Origin of the sequence: Halomonas caseinilytica, assembly GCF_001662305.1 — a bacterium.
In the GTDB taxonomy this organism is placed as follows: domain Bacteria; phylum Pseudomonadota; class Gammaproteobacteria; order Pseudomonadales; family Halomonadaceae; genus Halomonas; species Halomonas caseinilytica.
This window is the reverse complement of record NZ_BDEP01000015.1, coordinates 246,622-267,932: the sequence shown is the minus strand read 5'-3', so window position 1 is coordinate 267,932 and position 21,311 is coordinate 246,622. Positions and strand designations below refer to the sequence as shown.

21 protein-coding genes are annotated in these 21,311 nt (G+C 63.1%); 8 read left to right on the top strand and 13 right to left on the bottom strand.

All coding sequences use genetic code 11. The features are described from left to right. Nucleotides 1-87 precede the first annotated feature (87 nt). Entirely contained in the window at nucleotides 88-708 is a 621-nt protein-coding gene (locus tag A9O65_RS09975; RefSeq protein WP_064698089.1) for a TetR family transcriptional regulator, read from the top strand. On the opposite strand, the gene A9O65_RS09970 is transcribed toward A9O65_RS09975, so the two are convergent. The 4 genes from A9O65_RS09970 to A9O65_RS09955 form a co-directional block, all read right to left on the bottom strand. Beyond that, entirely contained in the window at nucleotides 700-1,404 is a 705-nt protein-coding gene (locus tag A9O65_RS09970) for a hypothetical protein (protein WP_064702034.1), read from the bottom strand. The two genes, A9O65_RS09975 and A9O65_RS09970, sit on opposite strands and share 9 nt — an antisense overlap. 183 nt (nucleotides 1,405-1,587) lie before the next feature. Next, on the bottom strand, nucleotides 1,588-4,779 hold the full coding sequence (locus A9O65_RS09965; protein ID WP_064698087.1) for an efflux RND transporter permease subunit: 3,192 nt from the start codon (nucleotides 4,777-4,779) through the stop codon (nucleotides 1,588-1,590). Beyond that, complete coding sequence (locus tag A9O65_RS09960) at nucleotides 4,776-6,062, bottom strand: efflux RND transporter periplasmic adaptor subunit (RefSeq protein WP_064702033.1); 1,287 nt, start codon at nucleotides 6,060-6,062, stop codon at nucleotides 4,776-4,778. The genes A9O65_RS09965 and A9O65_RS09960 overlap by 4 nt, the downstream gene beginning before the upstream one ends. Before the next feature lie 108 nt (nucleotides 6,063-6,170). Continuing rightward, nucleotides 6,171-7,628 (bottom strand): TolC family outer membrane protein, encoded by a 1,458-nt coding sequence (locus tag A9O65_RS09955; RefSeq protein WP_064702032.1) that lies wholly within the window; start codon nucleotides 7,626-7,628, stop codon nucleotides 6,171-6,173. A 176-nt stretch (nucleotides 7,629-7,804) separates the two neighbouring features. On the opposite strand from A9O65_RS09955, the gene A9O65_RS09950 reads away from it, so the two are divergent. Next, the gene (locus A9O65_RS09950) at nucleotides 7,805-8,725 is read left to right on the top strand and encodes an alpha/beta fold hydrolase (RefSeq protein WP_064702031.1); all 921 of its coding nucleotides are present in this window, start codon (nucleotides 7,805-7,807) and stop codon (nucleotides 8,723-8,725) included. A gap of 3 nt (nucleotides 8,726-8,728) precedes the next feature. Here A9O65_RS09950 and A9O65_RS09945 read toward each other — a convergent pair whose 3' ends face one another. Next, complete coding sequence (locus A9O65_RS09945; RefSeq protein WP_064698083.1) at nucleotides 8,729-9,568, bottom strand: fructosamine kinase family protein; 840 nt, start codon at nucleotides 9,566-9,568, stop codon at nucleotides 8,729-8,731. Between the two features lie 126 nt (nucleotides 9,569-9,694). Here A9O65_RS09945 and A9O65_RS09940 point away from each other — a divergent pair, with 126 nt between their 5' ends. Further along, nucleotides 9,695-10,006, top strand: a complete 312-nt coding sequence (locus tag A9O65_RS09940; RefSeq protein WP_064698082.1) for a YqfO family protein — start codon at nucleotides 9,695-9,697, stop codon at nucleotides 10,004-10,006. Nucleotides 10,007-10,116: 110 nt separating this feature from the next. Here A9O65_RS09940 and A9O65_RS09935 read toward each other — a convergent pair whose 3' ends face one another. After that, the gene (locus A9O65_RS09935; RefSeq protein ID WP_064698081.1) at nucleotides 10,117-10,674 is read right to left on the bottom strand and encodes an NUDIX hydrolase; all 558 of its coding nucleotides are present in this window, start codon (nucleotides 10,672-10,674) and stop codon (nucleotides 10,117-10,119) included. Between the two features lie 94 nt (nucleotides 10,675-10,768). On the opposite strand from A9O65_RS09935, the gene A9O65_RS09930 reads away from it, so the two are divergent. Continuing rightward, nucleotides 10,769-11,389, top strand: a complete 621-nt coding sequence (locus A9O65_RS09930; protein ID WP_137055160.1) for a CoA pyrophosphatase — start codon at nucleotides 10,769-10,771, stop codon at nucleotides 11,387-11,389. Continuing rightward, nucleotides 11,386-12,036 (top strand): 2OG-Fe(II) oxygenase, encoded by a 651-nt coding sequence (locus A9O65_RS09925; RefSeq protein ID WP_064698079.1) that lies wholly within the window; start codon nucleotides 11,386-11,388, stop codon nucleotides 12,034-12,036. The genes A9O65_RS09930 and A9O65_RS09925 overlap by 4 nt, the downstream gene beginning before the upstream one ends. Nucleotides 12,037-12,144: 108 nt before the next feature. Here A9O65_RS09925 and A9O65_RS09920 read toward each other — a convergent pair whose 3' ends face one another. From A9O65_RS09920 to A9O65_RS09890, 7 genes are all read right to left on the bottom strand, one after another. After that, nucleotides 12,145-13,002: an MOSC domain-containing protein gene (locus tag A9O65_RS09920; RefSeq protein WP_064702030.1), complete on the bottom strand. Its 858-nt coding sequence runs from the start codon at nucleotides 13,000-13,002 to the stop codon at nucleotides 12,145-12,147. A 75-nt stretch (nucleotides 13,003-13,077) separates the two neighbouring features. Then, nucleotides 13,078-13,773 (bottom strand): aspartate/glutamate racemase family protein, encoded by a 696-nt coding sequence (locus tag A9O65_RS09915; RefSeq protein ID WP_064702029.1) that lies wholly within the window; start codon nucleotides 13,771-13,773, stop codon nucleotides 13,078-13,080. A 54-nt stretch (nucleotides 13,774-13,827) separates the two neighbouring features. Continuing rightward, nucleotides 13,828-14,274, bottom strand: coding sequence for a GNAT family N-acetyltransferase (locus tag A9O65_RS09910; protein WP_217641190.1), 447 nt, complete (start codon nucleotides 14,272-14,274; stop codon nucleotides 13,828-13,830). 158 nt (nucleotides 14,275-14,432) lie between these two features. Then, nucleotides 14,433-15,209, bottom strand: coding sequence for an enoyl-CoA hydratase-related protein (locus A9O65_RS09905; RefSeq protein WP_064702027.1), 777 nt, complete (start codon nucleotides 15,207-15,209; stop codon nucleotides 14,433-14,435). Between the two features lie 120 nt (nucleotides 15,210-15,329). Next, nucleotides 15,330-17,117 (bottom strand): acyl-CoA dehydrogenase family protein, encoded by a 1,788-nt coding sequence (locus tag A9O65_RS09900; RefSeq protein WP_064702026.1) that lies wholly within the window; start codon nucleotides 17,115-17,117, stop codon nucleotides 15,330-15,332. 67 nt (nucleotides 17,118-17,184) lie between these two features. Further along, the gene (locus A9O65_RS09895; protein ID WP_064702025.1) at nucleotides 17,185-18,579 is read right to left on the bottom strand and encodes an MFS transporter; all 1,395 of its coding nucleotides are present in this window, start codon (nucleotides 18,577-18,579) and stop codon (nucleotides 17,185-17,187) included. A gap of 159 nt (nucleotides 18,580-18,738) precedes the next feature. Continuing rightward, nucleotides 18,739-19,377, bottom strand: a complete 639-nt coding sequence (locus tag A9O65_RS09890) for a class I SAM-dependent methyltransferase (protein ID WP_064698071.1) — start codon at nucleotides 19,375-19,377, stop codon at nucleotides 18,739-18,741. Nucleotides 19,378-19,416: 39 nt separating this feature from the next. Between A9O65_RS09890 and A9O65_RS09885 the strand changes: the two genes are divergently transcribed. From A9O65_RS09885 to A9O65_RS09875, 3 genes are all read left to right on the top strand, one after another. Next, nucleotides 19,417-19,797: a glyoxalase/bleomycin resistance/extradiol dioxygenase family protein gene (locus A9O65_RS09885; protein ID WP_064698070.1), complete on the top strand. Its 381-nt coding sequence runs from the start codon at nucleotides 19,417-19,419 to the stop codon at nucleotides 19,795-19,797. 89 nt (nucleotides 19,798-19,886) lie between these two features. Then, entirely contained in the window at nucleotides 19,887-20,264 is a 378-nt protein-coding gene (locus A9O65_RS09880) for a DUF4870 family protein (protein ID WP_064702024.1), read from the top strand. A gap of 3 nt (nucleotides 20,265-20,267) precedes the next feature. Further along, nucleotides 20,268-21,200, top strand: a complete 933-nt coding sequence (locus tag A9O65_RS09875; protein ID WP_064702023.1) for a lysophospholipid acyltransferase family protein — start codon at nucleotides 20,268-20,270, stop codon at nucleotides 21,198-21,200. Nucleotides 21,201-21,311 lie beyond the last annotated feature (111 nt).

Genomic DNA, 21,311 nt, shown 5'->3' with positions numbered 1-21,311 from the left:
GTAGCTGTCACCATACAACAACGAATGTAAAAGCTGTCACCCTCGGGTAGAATAGACAGCACGCATCATCCGGAGTCGAAATCCCCCATGGCCAGACGTACCAAGGCCGAAGCCGAGGCCACGCGCGAGGCGCTGCTGGACGCCGCCGAAGATGTCTTCTTCGAGAAAGGAGTCGCCTGCACCTCGCTGGAGCAGATCGCCCGGCATGCCGGCATGACCCGCGGGGCCGTCTACTGGCATTTCCGCAACAAGGCCGATCTGTTCCGCGCCATGCTCGACAGGGTCCGGATGCCATTCGAGGAACTCGTAGCGGAAACTGCCCCCAGCGACGCTTCACCTCTGGAGGCGATTCGTCTGGGCTGTCAGCTCGGGTTCCGTCGCCTGGAGCAGCCCCGTCATCGGCGCGTGCATGTCACTCTGGTTCACCGCTGCGAGTTCTTCAGCGATATCGATCCCCGCGCCATGGAAAGCGAGATGGCCAGCGAATGCCTGGACGCTTTGCTGATCTATCTCACCCAGGCCCGGGACCAGGGGCTGCTACGCCAGGACCTCGACCCGGAAGTGGCCACCAAGCTTCTTCAGTCGACCCTCAGTGGCCTCTTCCATGACTGGCTGCGCGATACCGAGGCCTTCTCCCTCTACGAACGCGGGACCCAACTGGTCGATACCCAACTTCGTCTGTTCGAGCGGGACAATCATTCAGGCTGACGGCGTCGAGCCATTGTGGCCATGTCGTTGCCCTTCGGACGTCTCGTGATGACCGACCAGGTGCAACCGCACCAGCCGAGTGCGGGCATCCAGATAGTCCTCTTCGAGCACCGAACGGTAAGCATCGATATCCGGTAGATACTTGACCAGGATCCGGGTTTCGCCCGTCCTGGGCTGGTTGTCCGTCTTGCCCAGCAATTGAACCTCGCGAGCCTCATCATCATCCATCACGGCGCTGGCACGCCCATTCTCAGCGACACTGGTGACCTGGACCCGCTCGCCGAGCAAGCAACGCCGAGACAGGCCGGGGTGGCGATGCAGCCGGCAATGCAACCGCCGGCACACCCCCGCCGTCACGGGTGACGCCAGCGCGAACGACAACCACAGCACCACGACGCCTACCGGCACCCGGAAAAAGCCCAGCGGTACCCAACTGAGCACCAGCAACTCGACGACCAGCGTCACGGCGCCGGCCAGTAGCGTCAGTATGGTCAAGGCTACCGAGACAGGCACGCCGGCGAATCCGAGCGACACCATGGTACTGGCCAGATGGTCCTCCTTGAGGCTGTCCCGCTCGAACAGCTCAGTAGGCACCAAGCGCAGCAGCACCAGCAGCCAGTACACGCCCAGAAGTGCCAACAGCACGGTGAAAACGATCAGCGGAAAGCGCAGGGCAAGATCGGTGATGGCGTTCATGGCATCCTCCTCCCGCCGGTCCCGTTAGCCGGCAAAGTGCTCTTCTATCCATCAGCATAGTCGAATAATCCCGAGCGACGCCTCCCTTTTTGTCTCGAACATCGCGTTGTCACTTCCCGCACAAAAAAACGGGCATCGTTCCCGAAGGAACGATGCCCGCCTGCACTCGAGCACGCCAGGTGCTCAGTGCGTATCGTGCTCCAGCGCCGGCTCGTCGCCACCATGGTCATCACGCTGGCCTTGCGTCTTGCGCCTCAGCCAGTCAGAGACACCCGCGATCATGGCGTAGAAGGTCGGCACGAACACGCTGCCAAGAACAGCCACCGAGGCCATACCCATCGCCACCGTGGTGCCGATATGGTGACTGCTGGTGTCACTGGCACCGGTTGCCAACGCGAGTGGCAAGGTACCGAAGATGAACGCCAGCGAGGTCATGACGATCGGACGGAAACGCAGATGTGCCGCCGTGATGGCCGCCTCGCGGATCGTCTTGCCTTGCTCGCGGCGCTGCAGCTCGGCGAACTCGACGATCAGGATGGCGTTCTTCGCCGCCAGGCCGACCACCACCAGCATCCCGATCTGCACGTAGACACTGGTATCGAGCCCGCGCAGCGCGATGCCACCAATGCCACCGAGGAAGGCGAACGGCGTGGCTGTCAACACCGCCAGCGGCAGCGACCAGCTCTCGTACTGCGCCGCCAGGATCAGGAACACCATCAGTATGCCGAAGATGATGGCCAAGGTTGCGGCACTACCGGCCTGACTCTCCTGATAAGCGGTACCGGTCCAGCCCATGCCCCAGCCGTCACCAAGCTCCTCCTGGACGACCTGCTCCATGGCCTCGATTGCCTGGCCCGAACTGTAGCCAGGGGCCGCACCCCCCTGGAATTGCGCGCCGGAATAGACACCGAAGCGTGTCACTACCGCCGGAGCCGTCTTGCGTTCCATGGTCACGAATTCGGAAAGCGGGATCCGCTCACCATCGCCACCCCGAACATAGACGTTGGAGATATCATCCGGCGTCTTGCGGAACTCGTCTTCGTTCTGCAGGTAGACCTGGAAATTGCGCCCCTGGTAGCTGAAGTAGTTGACGAACCCGTTGCCGAAGGTATTTCCCAGCGTCGAGTTCAGCGACTCCATCGGCACGCCGTAGCTCATCGCCTTCTGGCGGTCGATCTTGGCCTCGTAGGACGGCACATTGACATTGAAGGTAGTGAAGACCTGACTCAGTGCCGGATGCTCGCTGGCCGCCTGCATGACCTTCAGAGAAGCCTGATAGAGCTCTTCGGGAGACGCCCCCTCATAGGACTGCAGATATCCGGTGAAACCGCCCGTGGTCGAAAGACCGACGATCGGTGGCATGTTGAAGGCCATGGCCGAGCCCCCCGGAATCTGAGCACCGAACTGCATGATCTTGTTGATCAGTTCGGATGCCGTCAGGTCACGCTCGCCCCAGGGCTCCATGTTGACGAAGATGATGCCGCGTGCGGTATTCACCGAGCTCGTCAACATGTCATAGCCCGCCACCGCCGTGGAGAACTTCACCCCTTCCACGTCTTCGATGGCAGAGCTCAGCTTGTTCATGTACTCCTCGGTTCGCGCCAGCGACGCCGAGTCCGGCAGCTGCACCGAGGCCAGCACGATCCCCTGGTCAGTCTCGGGCACCAGTGTCGAAGGTGTACTCTGATAAAGCCACCAGGAACCCGCACCAACCAGGGCGGTCAGCAGCAGGGCCAATCCCCAGAAGCGAACCAGCACCTTGACGGTCCACATATAGATGGCGGTGACACCGGCGAAGAAGCGGTCGAACAGGCGCAGCGGCGTGCGAACCGCGCGCATGAAGGCCGATTCCTTGCGGTGCAGATCATGCTTGATGAAGATCGCCGAGAGCGCCGGGGTGAAGGTCAATGCCATCAAGGCCGAGAAGGCCACCGACACGGCGATGGTCAAGGCAAACTGCTGATAGATCTGCCCGCTGAAGCCACCGAGGAAAGCCACCGGCACGAACACCGCCGCCATGATCAACGAGGTCGCGATCACAGGGCCCCCAACCTCCTTCATGGCCCGGATCGTCGCCTGCATGACGGTGATATCTTCTTCCTCGCTGAGCACCCGTTCGACGTTTTCCACCACCAGGATCGCGTCGTCGACCACGATACCTATCGACAGCACCAAGGCGAACAGAGTCAGCAAGTTGATGGAAAAGCCAAAGGCATAGAAGCCTGCGAAGGTCGCCAGTACCGAGACCGGCACCACCGACATGGCGATCACCGTGAAGCGCCAGTTCTGCAGGAAGATGAACAGGATGACGCCAACGATCAGGAATGCCTCGATGAAGGTATGAAATACCGTTTCCACAGAGGCGTCGATGAACTGGGTCGTGTCGTAGGGCGTCACATATTCGAGCCCCGGCGGGAAGCGACCGGACAGCTCATCCATGACCTCTTCCACACCCCGGGCCGTTTCCAGCGCATTGGCACCAGGCTGTTGATTGATCATGATCGGCGTCATGGTGCCGCCGTTCAGCTTCGCATCGATACCATAGAAGGAAGCCCCCAGCTCGATGCGCGCCACATCACCCAACCGCAATGCCGACCCATCGGGGTTGGTACGCAGGAAGATCTCGCGGAAGTCGTCGGGATCCGACAGCCGGCCTCCGGCGGTAATGGTATAGGTGAAGGCGCGTGGGTCGGCCTGTGGCGTGGCCGCCAGGCTGCCCGCCGGCACCTCGGTGTTCTGAGCTCGGATCGCGCTGGCCACTTCGGCTGGCGTCAGGTCGTATTGCGCCAGCTTGTCCGGGTCCATCCAGACACGCATGGCAAATTCACCGCCACCCAGCACTTCAGCGTCACCGACCCCTGGCACCTGGCGCAACTCATCCAGGATATTGAGGGTGGCATAGTTCTGCATGAACACGGAGCCGTAATCGCCATCCGGCGAGATCAACGACACCAGCATCAGAATCGAACTGGAGCGCAGCTCCACCGTCACGCCCTGATCCTGCACCGCCTCTGGCAGCTGGGACAGCGCCCCCTGGACCCGGTTATTGACATTGATGGTGTTGATATCGCCATCGCTGCCGATGTTGAAGGCCACGCTGAGGCTCATCGAGCCATTGTCGGCACTGGTCGAGGTCATGTAGAGCATGTCCTCGACACCGTTGATGGCCTCCGCCAGCGGCGCCGCCACCGTCTGCGCCACGGTCTCGGCATCCGCCCCCGGGAAGGTGGCGGAGACCGAGACCGTAGGCGGCACGACGCTGGGGTACTGCTCGATCGGCAGTACCCGCATGCTCATCAGCCCGATCAGCGTCAGGATGATGGCAAGCACCGATGCGAAGATCGGCCGCTTGATGAAGAAGTTGGAGAAGTTCATTCCGCCGCGTCCTCTTCGGCCGGCGCGGACGGCTCATCGGGGACCTGTTCCTGGCCGCCCTCGGCCGACGCTCCGCCTTGTCCTTGCGCTTGTCCCTGCCCTTGGCCTTGTTGCTGAGACTGGCGCTGTTCGTCCATCAGCGACTCGGCATCGCCGTCGAAGGGCTGGGGATCGATCGGCGTACCCGGCTCCAGACCGCCCGGGTCGCTCACCACGACTCGCTCACCGCTTTCCAGGCCATCCACCAGGATCTGCCAGGGGCCTGCCAGCTCGCCAAGCTGTACCGTGCGTGCCCGAGCCACATTGTCCTCGTCAAGCACGAAGACCTGCGGCCCCATCATCCCCTGGGTGACGGCCAGTTCGGGAACCGCCAGCACATCGAAACGCTTCAGGCCCTGCAGGTGCACCCGCGCAAACTGGCCCGGCAATGCCGTGCCATCGGGGTTGGCAAAGGTGGCCTGGGCCTGAACGGTGCTGGTGCCCTCGTCAAGCCGGGCACCGAGAAAATCCAGATGCCCCTCGAGAGACTCGTTGCCCGCCGACAGCTCGAGTTTCGCACCGATCTCGCTCGCCGGCTGATCAACCAGTTGTCGGCGCAAGGCGAAGGCGTCGGCCTGCGGCAGCTGGAAGCGCACCTCAAGGGGGTCCAGAGGCGTGATCGTGGCAAGCTCGGTACCGGAATTCACCAGATTGCCCACGTTCACCTGACTGAGGCTGATCTGGCCACTCACCGGCGCGGTGACATTGGCATATCCCAGATCGATCTGCGCGCTGGTCAGGGCAGCTTCGGCCTGGGCCACGCTGGCACGCGCAACGTTGCGATCGGCCAGCGCCTGGTCATATTGCTGACGGCTCACCGAGTTCTGGTTCAGCAGCTGCTCGTAGCGCCGAGCATCGCTCTGTGCCCTGGCCAATTCAGCCTTGGCACTCTCCAGGTCGGCCTGACGCTGTGCGACCGTGGCTTCGTAGAGGTCCGGCTCGATGGAATACAGGCTATCGCCCTTCTCGACCATGTCACCGGGCTCGAACTTGCGCTCCTCGAGAGTACCGGTCACTCGGGCGACCAACGTGACTTCTTCATCGCTGCGCAGCTTGGAAGGATAGGACTTCTCCAGGGGAAGATCCTGGCGCGTCACCTCCATCACCTGCATCGGCCGAGGTGGCGCGTCGCTTCCCGCTGCCTGTTGCTGCTGGCCGCCATCGTCCTGGCCGCAGGCCACCAGCAACAGGCTCGAGGCCAGCGCCAGCCAACCGCCCCGACTCCTGTGGATCATCGTTTTCATGCCTAGCTATCCCATTGAGCACTTCGAAAGTCGACAGAGACTATACGCATACAGGCGTGCATGTAAAATATACATCCACACCTGTATGTCTTTTGGATGCCGACGGCATCATGCGTCGGGCTGGGGTGGTGCGCCGATATCAAGCACCTGGTCATAACGCCCTTCTTCCGGCAGCGTGAAGGTAACGCTCTCGCTCTCAGTCAACCAGCCGTTGACTTCCTCGATGGCATCGACATCCAGGGTCCCCGACTGCTGCCGCAAGGTGAGCAGGTTGATGACGTAGTCATAACGCGCGTCGGCGTGGTTGGCGATGGCATCGTAGAGGCTCTGCTCGGCATTCAGCACATCGACGATGTTGCGCGTACCCACTTCGTAACCGGCGCGAGTCGCCTCCAGGGCGCTCCGGTTGGAGACGATCGCCTGGGCCCGCGCCTCCACCGTGGACACGTCATTGCTCACCTGGGTGAACAGCGAACGTACCTGCTGGACAGTATCGCGACGTTGAGCCTCGAAGTTGTACTGGCTGGACTCCAGGGCATAGGTACTCTGGCGAATCCCCGCACTGGTCCTTCCGCCGGTGTACAGCGGCACGCTCACCCCGACACCGACCTGAGCGGAGGAATCCTCGCCTTTCAGGGTATCGTTATCGCTATCGGCATATTGGTAGTTGGCGAAGGCCTCGACCACCGGCAGGCGTTGCGCCTTGGAAACATCGACCGCACTACGCGACACCTCGACACCAGCCTGCTGGGCCAGCACCAGAGGGCTGTTTTCCATGGCCAGGTCGACCCAGGCACCACGCTTGGCGGGTTCGGGAGGCGTGACCGGCATGGCCTCCTCCAATGACTCGATGCTGTCATAACGCTTGCCGGTCAAGCGTTCGAGCGCCTCGAAGGCCACCTGCAAATCGCTTTCGGCCGAGATGCGATCGGCACGCGACTGATCATAGCTTGCCTGTGCTTCTTCCACCTCGGTGACAGCGATCAGGCCCACGTCGAACTGCTCTTGCGCCTGCTCCAACTGACGCCCGATGGCACGCTCCTGAGCACGGCGAGCCTCGAGGATCTCATGGGCACGCAGGATATCGAAGTAAGCCGAGGCCACATCGATCAGCACCTGCTGCTCGGTTGCCGCGAGCTGATAGGTCTGCTGATCGATCTGCCGCTCGGCCTGCTCGAGCTCGGCGCTGTTGACCGCGTCGTACAACGCCTGGGACGCCTCCAGCGTCAGGCTGGCACTGTTGTAGCTATCATCGGAAGGTGTGCTTCCCACGCTGAACTTGCTGGACTGACTCTCGAACTGCTCGTTGTGAGCGACCTGCCCGGAAGCGTTCACCTGGGGCAACAGATCGCCACGCTCGACATCACGCCCGGCTTCCACGCTGTTGGTCTCGGACCGAGCGGCCGCCAGTTCGGCGTTGTTTTCCAGGGCATCCCGCGTGATGGTCAGCAAATCGGCGGCCTGTACCTGGCCGGCCATCAAGGAGGCGACTAGCATTGGCAAAAGAGCCCTACGGGCCGGACGGGCGGCACAGCTCGCCGGCTTCACGGGACGAGAAGGCATCATCGGCAAGATCCTTTGTCGATTCGTGGACTTGATTTACATACATTGTCGCATGTTTCCAGCATGAATCCATCGCTGTTCATGCAAGTTGCGTGAAAATTTTCCGTTTCGCCAGCACGCCTCATCGTACCGACTAAGCTGCAAGACAGCGTAGCGCAGACCAACAAGGACGCCACACCATGGATGCATTGACCCTGCTCAAGGTCCGGGAACTGGAAATCGCCGTGCGGGTATGGAATCCGGACGCTCCTCGTACCATCATCGCCTGGCATGGCCTGGCGCGGCATGGGGGCGACTTTGACGACTTCGCACGCCAGTTGGGTCCCGAGTGGCGCGTGCTGGCACCGGACACTCCCGGGCGAGGGCTTTCCAGCTGGTCGCTCTATCCTGCCCACGACTATCTCTACTCGCATTACATGACAATCGCCGAGGCGGTGCTGGATCATTTCCAGCTCAAACGGGTGGCCTGGGTCGGCACCTCCATGGGCGGCCTGCTGGGTTTGCTGCTGGCCGCCAACAAGGACACCGCTTCGCGCATCGATAGATTGGTGCTCAATGACGTCGGCCCCGAACTCGAAGCCGATGGCATGACCTCGCTGGCCTCCTATTTCGCCGTTCCTCATCGCTTCACCCGGTTCAGTGAGCTGGAGGCCGAACTGCGCCGCCATTACGCCGACTTCGGCATCGAGGACGACGATGCCTGGCGGCGACTGGCGCTGAACAGTGCCCGCCGACTCCCCGATGGCAGCTGGACTCACCACTTCGATCCCCGCATCGGTGAGCAATTCATCCATGACACGCCGCGCGATCTCTGGAACGATTGGCGTGCCATTCAGTGCCCTGTCATGGTGGTACGCGGTGGCGCTTCCACGCTACTGAGCGCCGAGAGTATAGACAAGATGCGCGAATCACGCCCCGACCTGGTCAGCCTGGAAGTGCCCGAATGCGGCCACGCCCCCATGCTCGATCGCCCCAGCCAGGTAGAACCGATCCTCGACTTCCTGACTCGACCCATGGAGACCTCATCCCCGAACGACGCCTCCCGGGCACCCTGGTGGCGCCGGCTGTTCGGGCAACGACGGGCATCGGCGGCAGAGTGACGTTCAGCCGTTCTCTACCCGACCAACCGCACGCTCGACGCCGCCACGATAGGCGCCACCGAACAGCAACAGGTGATTGAGCAGTGGATACAGTTGAAACAGCGCCTCGCGACGCGGCCAGTCATCGGGCATGGCACCATCCCAGTAGGCTGTGAAGAAGGCCTCTCCCGGCGCGCCGAACAGCGTCAGCATGGCCAGGTCGACCTCGGGATAGTGCCGATGGATCGCCGGATCGATGATGGCCGGCCCGCGACGCGTGAACATCACATTGCCCGACCATAGATCGCCATGCACCAGACTGGCGGGCTGCGAAGGCAGCCAGCTCTCCAGGCCATCGGCGACACGCTCCAGCCTGGTGCACAAGCGGCCATCGAGCAGCCCCTTGTCATGGCAGGCACGAGCCAGCGGCAGCAAACGTCGCTCACGCTGGAAAGCCCGCCCATCCTCGAGGGGCGCATTGGGCTGGGGGGTGGCGCCACAGGCATTGTCGCGATGCCAGCCATGCGCCGTTCGCGTCACGCCGTGCAGTTCGCGCAGCCCCTCACCCAGGACCGTTTCGTCTCTTCCGGCGCGTCCGGCGCTCTCCAGCGCCTCCATGACCAGCCAACCCTCGCCTTCCCCCAGTACCTCGGGCACCACCAGCCGCGTTGATGCCTGACGCAGGACGCGCAAGCCCTCCGCCTCGCCGGAAAGTCGCTCGGGGTCGTCACGCTTGATCACCACCGGCCCCTGATCGGTTTCCAGCCACGACACCGCCGCGATATCGCCACCGCCCAGCGGGCGAGGCTCGCCGCGGGGCGATAGATCGAGAGACATCAGAAAATCACGCCATTCGGTATCCATGATCCCGCTCCCTTCGTCTCGTCGAGCACTTGTCCAACATCAGCCAGCGGCTGGCTTGGGCCGATGCCTTGCCAGACGCTGTTTCAGCCACGAGGATGGACCCGAACCACCCGAGAAGGACATGCCATGTATAAACTCGCTTTCTTCGTTCCCGAGGAAGATGCTGAAGCCGTCAAGGAAGCCATCTTTGCCACCGGCGCAGGGCGCATCGGCGACTACGAGGCATGCTGTTTCCAGACCCGGGGCACCGGACAATTCCGCCCGCTGGACGGCGCCGATCCGCATATCGGCCAGGTCGGCGATCTGGAAAGGGTCGCCGAACTCAAGGTCGAGCTCGTCTGCGACGACGCGCTCATCCACGATGCCGTAGCGGCACTGCGGCAAGCCCATCCCTATGAGGAACCAGCGTTCGACGCATGGCGCCTGGAAGACATTTAAGGCAACAGGCTTTGGGACAACAGGCGTTGCATGGCCCACGCGAGCACCTCGTCCGCGCCGTCCTGGGTGAAGCCATCCGAGCCTGTCGCGTTCCGACCTGTCGAAAGCCGTCAGGCCGAGCCGAAATAGCGTTCGCGATCCTCCGGCGTGATATCGCTGACATGCAATGGGTAGTTTCCCTCGCGACGATCATCGCAAAAGTGGCGCAGCGTCCGTTCGATAGTGGGAAAGGCCAGCTCGTCCCAGGGAATCTCCCACTCCTCGAACAGTGCCACTTCGAGACTCTCCGGGCCGGCATCGAAGCTGCCTTCGAGGTCGGCCAGAAAGATCATGTAGACCTGATCGATATGCGGCAGGTTGATCAGCGTATAGAGGCCATGCAACGCCACCTCGGCACAGGCTTCTTCCCGCGTCTCGCGCGCCGCGGCCTCCAGGGTGGTCTCGGCGTTCTCCATGAAGCCGGCCGGCAATGTCCAGTAACCCTTGCGCGGCGCGATGGCACGACGGCACAGCAGGATCCGTGAACCGCTGACCGGCAGCGTCCCGGCGATGATACGCGGGTTCTGATAATGAATGGTCCCGCAGGCGTCGCACATATAGCGCGGCCTGTCGTCCCCTTCGGGAATGGCGAAGCGGACCGGCTGGCCACAATGGCTGCAAAAATTCATGGTCCTCCCTGACGAGCCGGCGACATGCTCCCGGCCCGGACTTGACGCCGCGCTCGGCGACTGGGTACAAGGGGTGAAACCCGACGGAAAGACCATGTTAGAGAAACTCCGTGAGCGCCTGCAAGCGCATGCCCCTCGTCGCCTGCAGCTCGACCTGCCCCGGGCCGCCGTACTAATTCCCGTGGTGGCTCGCCCGGAACCGACGCTGCTGTTCACCCGCCGCGCCGCGCACCTTGCCACCCACAGTGGCCAGGTCGCCTTCCCCGGCGGCAAGCGCGAGCCTGAAGATCCCGACCTGTTGTCCACCGCCCTGCGCGAATCACGGGAAGAGATCCGTCTTCCCACCGAACGCGTGGAAATCCTCGGAAGGCTCTCGGACGTCGTCTCGTTGCACGGCATCCTGGTGACGCCCTTCGTCGGCGTGATCCCCCCGGACCTGCCGCTGACACCCGATCCACGCGAGTTGGATACCATCTTCGAGGTCCCCGTGCGCCACTTCCTCGAGGACCAACGCACCCATACCGACGTGATCCGTGTCGATGAGCGCGACTATTACGTGCCCAGCTACCGCCAGGACGAGCATGTCATCTGGGGGTTATCGTCGATGATGCTGGTGGAACTGCTGGCCGAGGGCTTCGATATGCCGATCAGCCTCTTTCATCGCCCCGGCGGCGAATTGCGACACCATCCTGCACGCCGGATGTCCGCACCATGAACGACACGCCACGACTTCCCGAAGCCCGCCTTGGCGAACTGATCGATGGCCTGGTCACCCAGGGGTGGTATGTCGGCACCGCCTTTCTCCCCGACGCCCTGTGCGAGGCCTTGCATGCCGAACTCGACGACATGACGGCACGCGACGCCCTGGTGGCCGCCGGCATCGGCCGTGGCGACAACCATCATCTGCGCCGCGATGTGCGCGGTGACGCCATTCGCTGGCTGGATCGCGAGAGCCAGGCCCAGCGGCGTTATCTCGATGCCATGGGAGAACTCCAGCAGGCCCTGAACCAGGCGCTGTTTCTAGGCCTGTTCGAGTACGAGGCTCACTTTGCCCACTACCCGCCCGGCGCCTTCTATCGGCGCCATCTGGACAGCTTCCGGGGGCGCGCCAATCGCGTCGTGTCCACGGTCGGTTATCTGACGCCCGACTGGCCGTCGGATGGTGGGGGCGAAATGGTCATCTACTCACCGGACGACGAGCGCGAGGTGGCTCGGGTCCGGCCCGAGGCCGGCACCTTCGTGTGTTTTCTCGCCGAGACCATTCCCCATGAGGTGCTGCCAACCCGCTGGCCCCGGGCCAGTATCGCCGGCTGGTTCCGCCGCAATGCCTCGCTTGGGGGCATGATCGACCCCGCTCGCTGACTGCCTCAGGAGCTATCGGCATGGCGGCCCACGGGCAGCGCCATGCCGATGAGGGGCGGCTCGCGCACGAGGGTCTCGAACCCGTGCTGCCGAACCATCTTGCCATGCTCAGCTATCCGCACGCCGCCTCGAGACATTCACCCGATCGCCCACGCGCAACTCTCGTCCCTCGCCGGCCAGCAGAATGGCGTTCTGCCCGAAGAAGGTGCCTTTCCAGCCCGGCTGGGTTGCCATCTCGACCAACGTCTTGAGCGGTTCCTTGGGTGTGGGGGCGTCACCGGTCCGCTGATCCTGGGTGATGATCTTGCAACGCTTGCAGGGCTTGCGCAGCCCCAGGCGCACCTCCTCATTACCGAGCTCATCCCACTCCCGTTCGTCAAAGGCCGCTTCACCTTGCACCACGATATTGGGACGAAACCGGCTCATCGGCACTTCATCGAGCCCCTTGTCGAGGAGTCGCGCATTCAGCGCCGCGAGTGACGCCTCGGACGTCACCAGAAAGGAGTAGCCGTCGGCGAAGCCGGTCTGGGCACTCTCACCACGCAGATAATCGGACTCGATGTCGCGACGCTGGTCATCGGGAAAGCGCACCAGCCTCAGGCGACTGCCGCCAGGGCGGCCGAGTACCTCGGTCAACCAGTCGGAGGCCCTGCTTCCCTCGTCCAGCGCCTCGCAGACCTCCTTCCAGATGCGCACCTCGAGGCGCGGTGCCACCTCATTGCGCTCAAGCTCGATGACCAGGGGCTCGGCGGCGTCGGCATGCTCGAGAATCAAGGCGTGCGATTCGAGCCTTACCGCCACTTGGGCCATGGCCGGCAGTTCCCGCTGGGTCACGAAACGGTTGTCATCATCGACGACCATCCAGTGCCGATCGAAGGCGAACCCGCGGGCAGTGATCGACGCCGCCTCCAGGCCGATGCCTCGCAATGACTTGACCGGATAGATGTTGAGCTGAGTAATGCGCACCTTGCCTCTCCCTTGGCGAATTCGTGATCCCTTACTCTACCAGCGCCAGCCCGGCTGCTCACCGCCGGAAGCCCATCAAGCCTCGAGCGCCCGGGCAACGGCACTGGCCGCATGGATCGCCGTGGTATCGTAGAGCGGCAAGTCCGTATCCGTCTGATTGACCAGCAGGGCAATTTCGGTACAGCCGAGGATCACCGCCTCGGCGCCTCGTTGGTGCAACGTCTCGATGATGTCGAGATACCCGACCTTGGACGACGGCTCGATCCGCCCCTGACACAGTTCCTCATAGATGACCCGGTGGATCTGCTCCCTCTGCTCCTCCTCGGGCACCAGTACCTCGATGCCGAAGCGCTCGGTCAAGCGGGCCTTGTAGAAGTCCTGTTCCATGGTGAAGCGGGTGCCCAGCAGGCCGACACGCTGCATGCCGTCGGCCACCAGCCGTTCCCCGGTGGCATCGGCGATATGCAGCAGGGGAATGTCGATGGCCTCGGCCACCTCGGGTGCCACCTTGTGCATGGTATTGGTGGCGATCAGCAACATGTCCGCTCCCGCCATCTGGATATGGCGCGCCTCCCGAGCCAGGATGTTCGCCATGGCCTCCCAGTCCCCTTGGCGCTGCAGCGCCTCGATATCGGCGAAATCGACGCTGACCATCACCACCCTCGCTGAATGCAGGCCTCCCAGCGACGCTTTGATGCCGGTATTGAGCGCCCGATAATAGCTCTCCGTGGACTCCCAGCTCATGCCACCCAACAGGCCGATGGTTTTCATCTCGCACTCCCCGATTTTCTGACCGAGTCATCAGAAGTCGCACTGATGACGGAATCACACCAACGATAGCGACATCAGCCCATAGTTGTCGCGAGGCGTGAATCCAATCTCTCGATAAAGGCATCGTGCACGGTCATTCGATCTGTCCACTTCAAGATGCAGAGCGACAACCCCGTTTTCCTGCATCGTCTGCGAAAGCTCCGTAAGAGCAGCCCTGCCCGCCCCCCGACCACGTGCTTCAGGGATGACATACAATTCATCGATGAAGGCATCGCGACCGGCAAACTCGATCGAATAGCCGAAACAGACCACGAGGTAACCGATCAGACCTTCCTCTGCATATATCAGAAAAATATACCCGTAGTGACGGGCGTTCAGCAGCGTATTGACCGCCTCAGAGCGCCTTTCTTCTTCGAGCGTCACACCTTCTTCAGCATGAAAGGCACGTACCAACTCAAGGACGGCATCCAGATGATGAGGTTCGGCACGTTCAAGCTTCACCACTATAGCCCCTCCCGTCATCACCTTGACGGTACTTGTCCCGCTGACTGCTTTTCTCTTCCGTCACGCGCCTTCGAGGACACGCCAGGCCATGACAACATCAACCAAACGGCCACGACATCTCGCTGTGGCCGTCCGGGACAACTTGCCGGCAATGGCTAGCGGAAGTTCGGCTTGCGCTTCTCGACGAAGGCGCCCATGCCCTCGGTCTGTTCTTCGCTGGCAAAGCACAGCGCGAACAGGCTGTTTTCCAGTGCCAGGGCACTGTCCAGATCCTGATCCAGACCATCATGCACGGCCTGCTTGGCGCTGCGTACCGCTTGCGGTCCGTTGCCGCCGAGCTGCCCGGCCAGCTCGTCCGCGTAAGCCTCCAGCTCATCCTGGGTCATGACACGATTGACCAGCCCGATGCGCAACGCCTCGGCCGCATCGATCTTGCGGCCGGTCGTCACCAGGTCCAGCGCCATTGCCGGCCCGACGCGCCTCGGCAAGCGCTGCGTCCCGCCGAACCCGGGAATCACGCCGAGCTGCACTTCGGGCTGGCCGAAGATGGCATTGTCGCTGGCTACCGCCCAGTCACAGGCCAGTGCCAGCTCGCAACCGCCGCCCAGGCAGAAGCCGTTGACCAGAGCCACCACCGGCACCGGCAACGTCTCCAGACGCTTGATGGTCCGCAGTGCCTGGCCGGCGAAATCGCGAGCCTGCTGGGGTGACTTGCCGCGCATCTCCGTGATGTCGGCACCAGCCACGAAGGCCTTTTCACCAGCCCCGGTGATCAGGACGGCACGCAGGTCATCGCGCCCCTCGAGATCGACCAGAAGACGTTCGAGCTCGGCGATCACCTCGCTGTTCAAGGCATTGAGCGCCTTGGGGCGGTTGATGGTCAGGCGCACGATGCCGGCATTGTCCCGCACCTCGATCAAGGATTCGCTCATGGTAGCTCCTCATGTTGTGAAACGACGATGCTTCGCCCCAACCCTAGCGAACGCTAGGTTGGGCGGCAATCATTCCTTTGGGTGGGCCACCGGAGCTACCACACAGAGCAACAAAGGGAGTCAATCGATATCCGGGACGTAGTGCGTCAGGCCATCCACGCCGGCCTCGATCACGGCACGTTGGGCACGACCGACCGGCAACCAATGACGCAGGGCGTAGTCGGCGGCAGCCAACTTGGCGCGATAGAAGGGATCCGTACTGCCGTCAAGCAGTGCCGCCTCGGCCACCAGGGCGGCACGTCCCATCTGCCAGGCACACAGGACATGGCCGACCAGCGAAAGAAAGGGCGTGGCGAAGGCCTGAATGGCGTCTTCGCCATGCTGGGTATCACGACTGCTCTCCAGCACGGCAGCCATGGCAACGCGCAGGTCGGCTGCCCCACCGGCCAGGCTCTCGCCAAGCGCCACCAGTTCCTCGCGCGCGGCCAGTGCCGACGCCGTGGCTTCAACATCATCGATCAGGGCGGCCAAGGCAGCACCGCCATCACGACCCAGCTTGCGACCGGCCAGGTCCAGGGCCTGGATACCATTGGTCCCCTCGTAGATGGGCGCGATGCGTGCGTCGCGCAGCAACTGAGCGGCGCCAGTCTCCTCGATGTACCCCATGCCACCGTGAACCTGTATCCCCAAAGAGGCGATCTCCACGGCCTGATCGGTAGAAAAGGCCTTGACCACCGGGATCAGCACATCGACCCGAGCCTGGGCTCGTCGCCGGGCATCGTCTTCCTCGGCATGACGCGCCTTGTCCATCTCCGACGCGCATGTCAGCGCCAGGGCGCGCAGGGCATCGGTTCGCGCGCGCATCGACAGCAACATGCGCTTTACATCGAGGTGCTCGGCGATCGCGCACTCCTCGCCGCTACGGCGCCCCTGGCGACGCTCCCGGGCGTAGGCCAACGCCTGCTGACAGGCTCGCTCGGCCACCCCGATGCCCTGGATGCCGACCTTGTGGCGCGCGGCATTCATCATGGTGAACATGTGGTTCAACCCGCGCCCCGGCTCGCCGACCAGATACCCGATGGCACCTTCCCGCTCACCGAAGCTCAGCACGCAGGTCGGTGACGCGTGAATGCCCATCTTGTGTTCCAGGGAAGCGCAGACAACATCATTGCGTTGACCTGGTTCACCGTCGTCATCGACAAGGAACTTGGGCACCAGAAACAGCGAAATGCCCTTGTTGCCTTCGGGTGCGTCGGGCAGGCGCGCCAGCACCAGATGCAGGATATTCTCGGCGCAATCATGCTCGCCCCAGGTGATGAAGATCTTCTGGCCGGTCAGGCGGTACGTGCCGGCTTCGTCAGTCGGCTCGGCCCGGGTGCGCACCCGGGAAAGGTCGGAGCCAGCCTGGGGCTCGGTGAGATTCATCGTGCCTGTCCAGCGCCCCTCCACCAGCGGCGCCAGATAACGCGCGCATTGCGCCTCGTCGCCATGCTGTATCAAGGCCTCGATGGCACCGGCGGTCAGCATCGGGCACAGCCCAAGGGCCATGTTGGCCCCATGCAGCATTTCCTGCACGGCACTGGCCACTACCTCGGGCAACCCCTGCCCGCCATGCGCCTGATCGACACCGATACCGTTCCAGCCTCCCTCGGCGTAGGCTCGGTAGGCGTCGGCAAACCCCTCCGGCACGCTCACGCCACCGTCATCACGGCGTACGCAGCCCTGGCGGTCGCCGCTGGCATTCAGCGGTGCCCACACTTCCCCGGCGAGACGCGCAGCCTCCTCGAGTACCGCTTCGACCAGGTCGGCCCCCACCTCCTCGAAACCGGGTAGCGACAAAGCCTCGTGTTCCAGTAGTTCCTCGAGTACGAAACGATGCTCACGAACGGGGGCGATATAGGGGGTCATGACGACTCCTCGACAGAAAGGACTGAGGCACGAGCTTATTTTCACATCGCCTCATGAACCATTATGCCTAGGTCGCAACCTTCGAGCCGTTCCGCTCCATGCCGGCCGCCGGCTCGTCCTCGTAGTAGGCAATATGGGCCTCGTCGGGTGGTGGCGGCCCCACCAAGGGCTCGGCCACCGCCACGTCAGGCACAGCATGGGAAAGATCTTCCACATGTTCGTGCTCGAGGGCACCCTGTACCCACTCGTCGGTCACCGCCAGTTCGGCGCCCACGGCACTGAGCGGCGTGGTGGGCGAAAAGGGAGCCACCGGCACCGGCGCCGGACGCACACTGCGCCGCCAGCCGAAAAAGCCAACCAGCCCGACGCCCAACACTCCCAGACACCAGAAGAGTCCTTCGTCTCCCAACACCGACATGACCGGCGAAATCACCGGTGGACTCAGGGTCGACCCGATCGCATTGATCAGCAGCAGGCCCTGGCTCATGCGCACCAAGGCACCGGCGGGGGCGCGGTCGGCGGCATGGCCGACCGCGACTGGATACAGCGAGAACACCCCGCCGCCAAGCAGGAACAGCAGGGCCGCCAATCCCCAACCGCCCAGCGGCAGCCAGAGGATGCCGGCAGAAATCAGGGCGCAGGCCGCTCCCATCAGGATCAATACCATCTGCCGGTCATGGCGATCCGACCAACGGCCTACCGGATACTGCAGCAGCATGGCCCCGAGCACTACCACCGCCATCAGTTGGCCGACCCGGTCGACACCATGGCCGATCCCCTGCAGATAGAGCGGCAACAAGGTGTAGATCGCCGCCACCGCCAATCCCGAGCCAAAACTGCCCATCACGCCGGTGGGGGTCAGGGTGATAAGGCGCAAGGGAGACAGCGGCTCCGCCTTCTCCAGCAACGGCGTCACCCGAGGGATCATCGCCATCGGCAGTACCGAGAGCGCCGCCAGCATGCCGATGATCATGAACGGTGCCGTGCTGCCCATCGACTGGGTCACGCCGAGCATCAACTGTCCCACCACGCCCGCGCCATACATGGCGATCATGTAAAGCGCCAGCAAACGGCCCCGGGACTTCGCTTCGCCGGCAGCCAGCAACCAACTCTCGATGACCAGGAAGACGCCGACCGTGGCCCAGCCACCGATCAGGCGAAACACGAACCAGCCCACGGGGTCGACAAACAGCCCCTGCAGGAGAACGGTCACCGCCACCAGGGAAGCGAAGCTGCCATAGGCACGGATGTGGCCGATCGCCAACAGCAGTCGGTCATTGAACAGCGCACCCAGCGCCAGGCCGATGAAATAGGCCGAGGACACCCAGCCGATGACCTGTGGCGAATAACCGGCGGAATCCAGCCGCAAGGTGGTCAGGGTGGCCAGCGACCCGTTGCCGATGGCAAGGATGAACAGCCCCAGCAACGGTGCCAGGACCATGAACAACAGATGCCGTGACATGAAGGACTCTCGTGGCAGGGAAGGAAGGGACGCCACGATCTGCAGCGTATCGCGACGTCGCGCGGACTATACGCTCATCCCCTCGACCGGCCAATCGGTTTCCACTGCCCCTGTGGTTAATTTCCCTTTCAATAACGGCAGGTTATCAAATGCGCCCGGTTACCCTTTCTGCAACAGCACAACATCATCGGCAGGAAAACATGGGTGCAGGCCGAAGCGTTTTCCCAACCACCGGAATGTCGACTCGGAAAAGAAGGCCACATGGGTGGGATCGCGGATATAATGCCAGCCGGCAAACGCCTCTCGCGAGCGCACGCGCTTGGTCATCAGGCCCAGCCAGCCACCGGGTTTCAGATGCGCGACCAGCCGTTCGAACTCCCTCCCCGGCGCGGCGAGGTGCTCGACGACCTCGGTGGCCGTGATGAAATCGTAGCGCCCTTGCCATACCGTCTCGTCCGGCGCGTAGAAGGGATCGAAGATCGTCATCCGGTGTCCCGCCTCCTCGAACATCAGCGACAAGGTCGGCCCGGGCCCCGATCCGAAGTCCAGCCCTTGCGCCGCGGGCGGCAGGCGCGCGACTAGAGGCGTGAAGAGCCGTCCCAGGAAACGCCGGTATCCAGGATCATCGGGGCGATTTTCGTGGCAATCGTAGACGGCCTTCTCCTCGGCCGCGGACAGATGTTGCCCTGCGGGCACGAAAACGAGCGTGCAATGTCCACATCGAAGGTAGGTACGTTCGTTTTCGCGGTGATAGACGCCCGTATCGGGCGAGGCGCATAGCGGACACGTCTGCATCATCGTATTCTTTTGTCAGAGACACCGTTCAAGGAGACATGCATGCTGTCAGGTCTGGACCATCTGGTCATCACCGTGACCGATATTTCCCGCGCCGTGGACTTCTACAGTCGGGTTCTCGGGCTCGATGTACGCTATCGCGACCGGGAACGCGTCGACCTGATGCTCGGCGACATGGCACTGCGCCTGCACTGGACCGCCACCGATATCGAACCCCGCGCCGCCACGCCGACACCGGGCAGCCTCGACCTCTGCCTGCGCAGCCAGTTGCCCCTGGACGAGATTCAGCGCCACCTGGAAGCCCTGTCGGTGGATGTGGAGCTTGGCCCCGTCAAGCGACAGGGTGCCAATGGCGAGCTCGAGTCCCTCTACCTGCGCGACCCGGACGGCAACCTGCTGGAAATCAGCCGGCCGCTGCGCTGACATGCCCCTCGCCCGGTGGCATCGATCGCGGTGCAAGGTATCATGAACCAGGCAACCATCACTTCTCACCCACCCTTCAAGGATGACCGATGAACGAGAAAGCGCCCCACGATCCCGTGGTCGTCGAATCCAATCACAGCCCCGATACGACCATTCCCATGGTCATCTATGCCCTGCATCTGGCGGGTATCGTCACCGGCGGGCTGACCTCCCTGGTCGGCGTGGTGATCGCCTACGTCTATCGCGGCAAGGGGCCCGACTGGCTCGACGAGCACTACCGCTACCAGATCCGCACCTTCTGGATCGGTCTGCTCTACTTCGCCGTCTCCGGCCTGCTGACCTTCATCCTCATCGGTTTCCTCACCTGGCTGCTGGCGGTGATCTGGCTGGTCATCCGCTGCGTCAAGGGCTTCAAGGGGTTGCAGGAACACCGCAAGCCGGAAAACGTGGATACCTGGCTGGTCTGACCCATGGCCGCATCCGCATCATTCTCCGAACGCTTCAAGAGCCGGGCGGTCGCCACGCTATGGCGTATCCTGTCCGGCTGGCAACCTGCTTCGCTCTGGCGGCTGGCCCGTCTGGTCGGACCACTGATACAACATATCAGCCGGCGCGAGCGGCGAGTCACGCGCATCAACCTGGGCCAGGCCTATCCCGAACTCGACGAGTCTGCACGCCGGCAGCGTTCCCGGGACAGCCTGGTGCATTCCAGCGCCACCATGCTCGAACTGGGCTTCGCCTGGCTGGGCGATGCCCGCCGCGTTTCCGACTCAATCCAGGAAGTGCACGGCCGGGAATTGCTCGACGACGCGCGTGACCGGGGACAGGGCGTCATCGTCCTGGCGCCGCACCTCGGCAACTGGGAAGTGCTCAACTTCTGGCTGTCGAGCCACTTTCCCTTCACGGCGATGTACGAGCCACCCAAGCTGGCAGCTCTCGACCCTATCATCCGCCGGGGGCGCGAGCGTCAGGGGGCACGCCTGGTACCCACCAACCCTCGCGGCGTGGCCGCCCTGCTCAAGGCCCTGAAACGCACCGAGGCGGTCGGCATCCTCCCGGACCAGGAACCGGGATGGGGCAGCGGTGTCTTCGCGCCCTTCTTCGGGCGCCAGGCCTACACCGCCACACTGCTGCCCAAACTGGTGGCCCGCACCGAAGCTCGCGTGGTCACCGGGGTGGCACGCCGCCTGCCCGGACGCGGTTTCGCCATCCACTTCCTGGCCGCCGACGAGCGTGTCTACGACAGCAACGAGACAACCTCCGCCGCCGGCGTCAATGCCAGCGTCGAGGCGGCCATTGCCCTGGACCCGGCCCAGTATCAATGGGAATACAAGCGCTATCGCAAGACACCCGAGGAGGCCGAACAGCGCCCGGACTGGAAACGGTTTCGCCTCTATCGCTGATCCAGGGAAATCAGGAACCATCCTGGCGACGCATCGACAAAGGTAGGACAATGCAACAGGCTCGAGGCAAGCGCCGCGAGTGACACCTCACCCAAGGCATCCATGACATCA

Coding starts and splice junctions, on each gene's coding strand:
- A9O65_RS09975 (WP_064698089.1), top strand. CDS start 88: ATGGCCAGACGTACCAAGGCCGAAGCCGAGGCCACGCGCGAGGCGCTG.
- A9O65_RS09970 (WP_064702034.1), bottom strand. CDS start 1,404: ATGAACGCCATCACCGATCTTGCCCTGCGCTTTCCGCTGATCGTTTTC.
- A9O65_RS09965 (WP_064698087.1), bottom strand. CDS start 4,779: ATGAACTTCTCCAACTTCTTCATCAAGCGGCCGATCTTCGCATCGGTG.
- A9O65_RS09960 (WP_064702033.1), bottom strand. CDS start 6,062: ATGAAAACGATGATCCACAGGAGTCGGGGCGGTTGGCTGGCGCTGGCC.
- A9O65_RS09955 (WP_064702032.1), bottom strand. CDS start 7,628: ATGATGCCTTCTCGTCCCGTGAAGCCGGCGAGCTGTGCCGCCCGTCCG.
- A9O65_RS09950 (WP_064702031.1), top strand. CDS start 7,805: ATGGATGCATTGACCCTGCTCAAGGTCCGGGAACTGGAAATCGCCGTG.
- A9O65_RS09945 (WP_064698083.1), bottom strand. CDS start 9,568: ATGGATACCGAATGGCGTGATTTTCTGATGTCTCTCGATCTATCGCCC.
- A9O65_RS09940 (WP_064698082.1), top strand. CDS start 9,695: ATGTATAAACTCGCTTTCTTCGTTCCCGAGGAAGATGCTGAAGCCGTC.
- A9O65_RS09935 (WP_064698081.1), bottom strand. CDS start 10,674: ATGAATTTTTGCAGCCATTGTGGCCAGCCGGTCCGCTTCGCCATTCCC.
- A9O65_RS09930 (WP_137055160.1), top strand. CDS start 10,769: ATGTTAGAGAAACTCCGTGAGCGCCTGCAAGCGCATGCCCCTCGTCGC.
- A9O65_RS09925 (WP_064698079.1), top strand. CDS start 11,386: ATGAACGACACGCCACGACTTCCCGAAGCCCGCCTTGGCGAACTGATC.
- A9O65_RS09915 (WP_064702029.1), bottom strand. CDS start 13,773: ATGAAAACCATCGGCCTGTTGGGTGGCATGAGCTGGGAGTCCACGGAG.
- A9O65_RS09905 (WP_064702027.1), bottom strand. CDS start 15,209: ATGAGCGAATCCTTGATCGAGGTGCGGGACAATGCCGGCATCGTGCGC.
- A9O65_RS09900 (WP_064702026.1), bottom strand. CDS start 17,117: ATGACCCCCTATATCGCCCCCGTTCGTGAGCATCGTTTCGTACTCGAG.
- A9O65_RS09895 (WP_064702025.1), bottom strand. CDS start 18,579: ATGTCACGGCATCTGTTGTTCATGGTCCTGGCACCGTTGCTGGGGCTG.
- A9O65_RS09890 (WP_064698071.1), bottom strand. CDS start 19,377: ATGATGCAGACGTGTCCGCTATGCGCCTCGCCCGATACGGGCGTCTAT.
- A9O65_RS09885 (WP_064698070.1), top strand. CDS start 19,417: ATGCTGTCAGGTCTGGACCATCTGGTCATCACCGTGACCGATATTTCC.
- A9O65_RS09880 (WP_064702024.1), top strand. CDS start 19,887: ATGAACGAGAAAGCGCCCCACGATCCCGTGGTCGTCGAATCCAATCAC.
- A9O65_RS09875 (WP_064702023.1), top strand. CDS start 20,268: ATGGCCGCATCCGCATCATTCTCCGAACGCTTCAAGAGCCGGGCGGTC.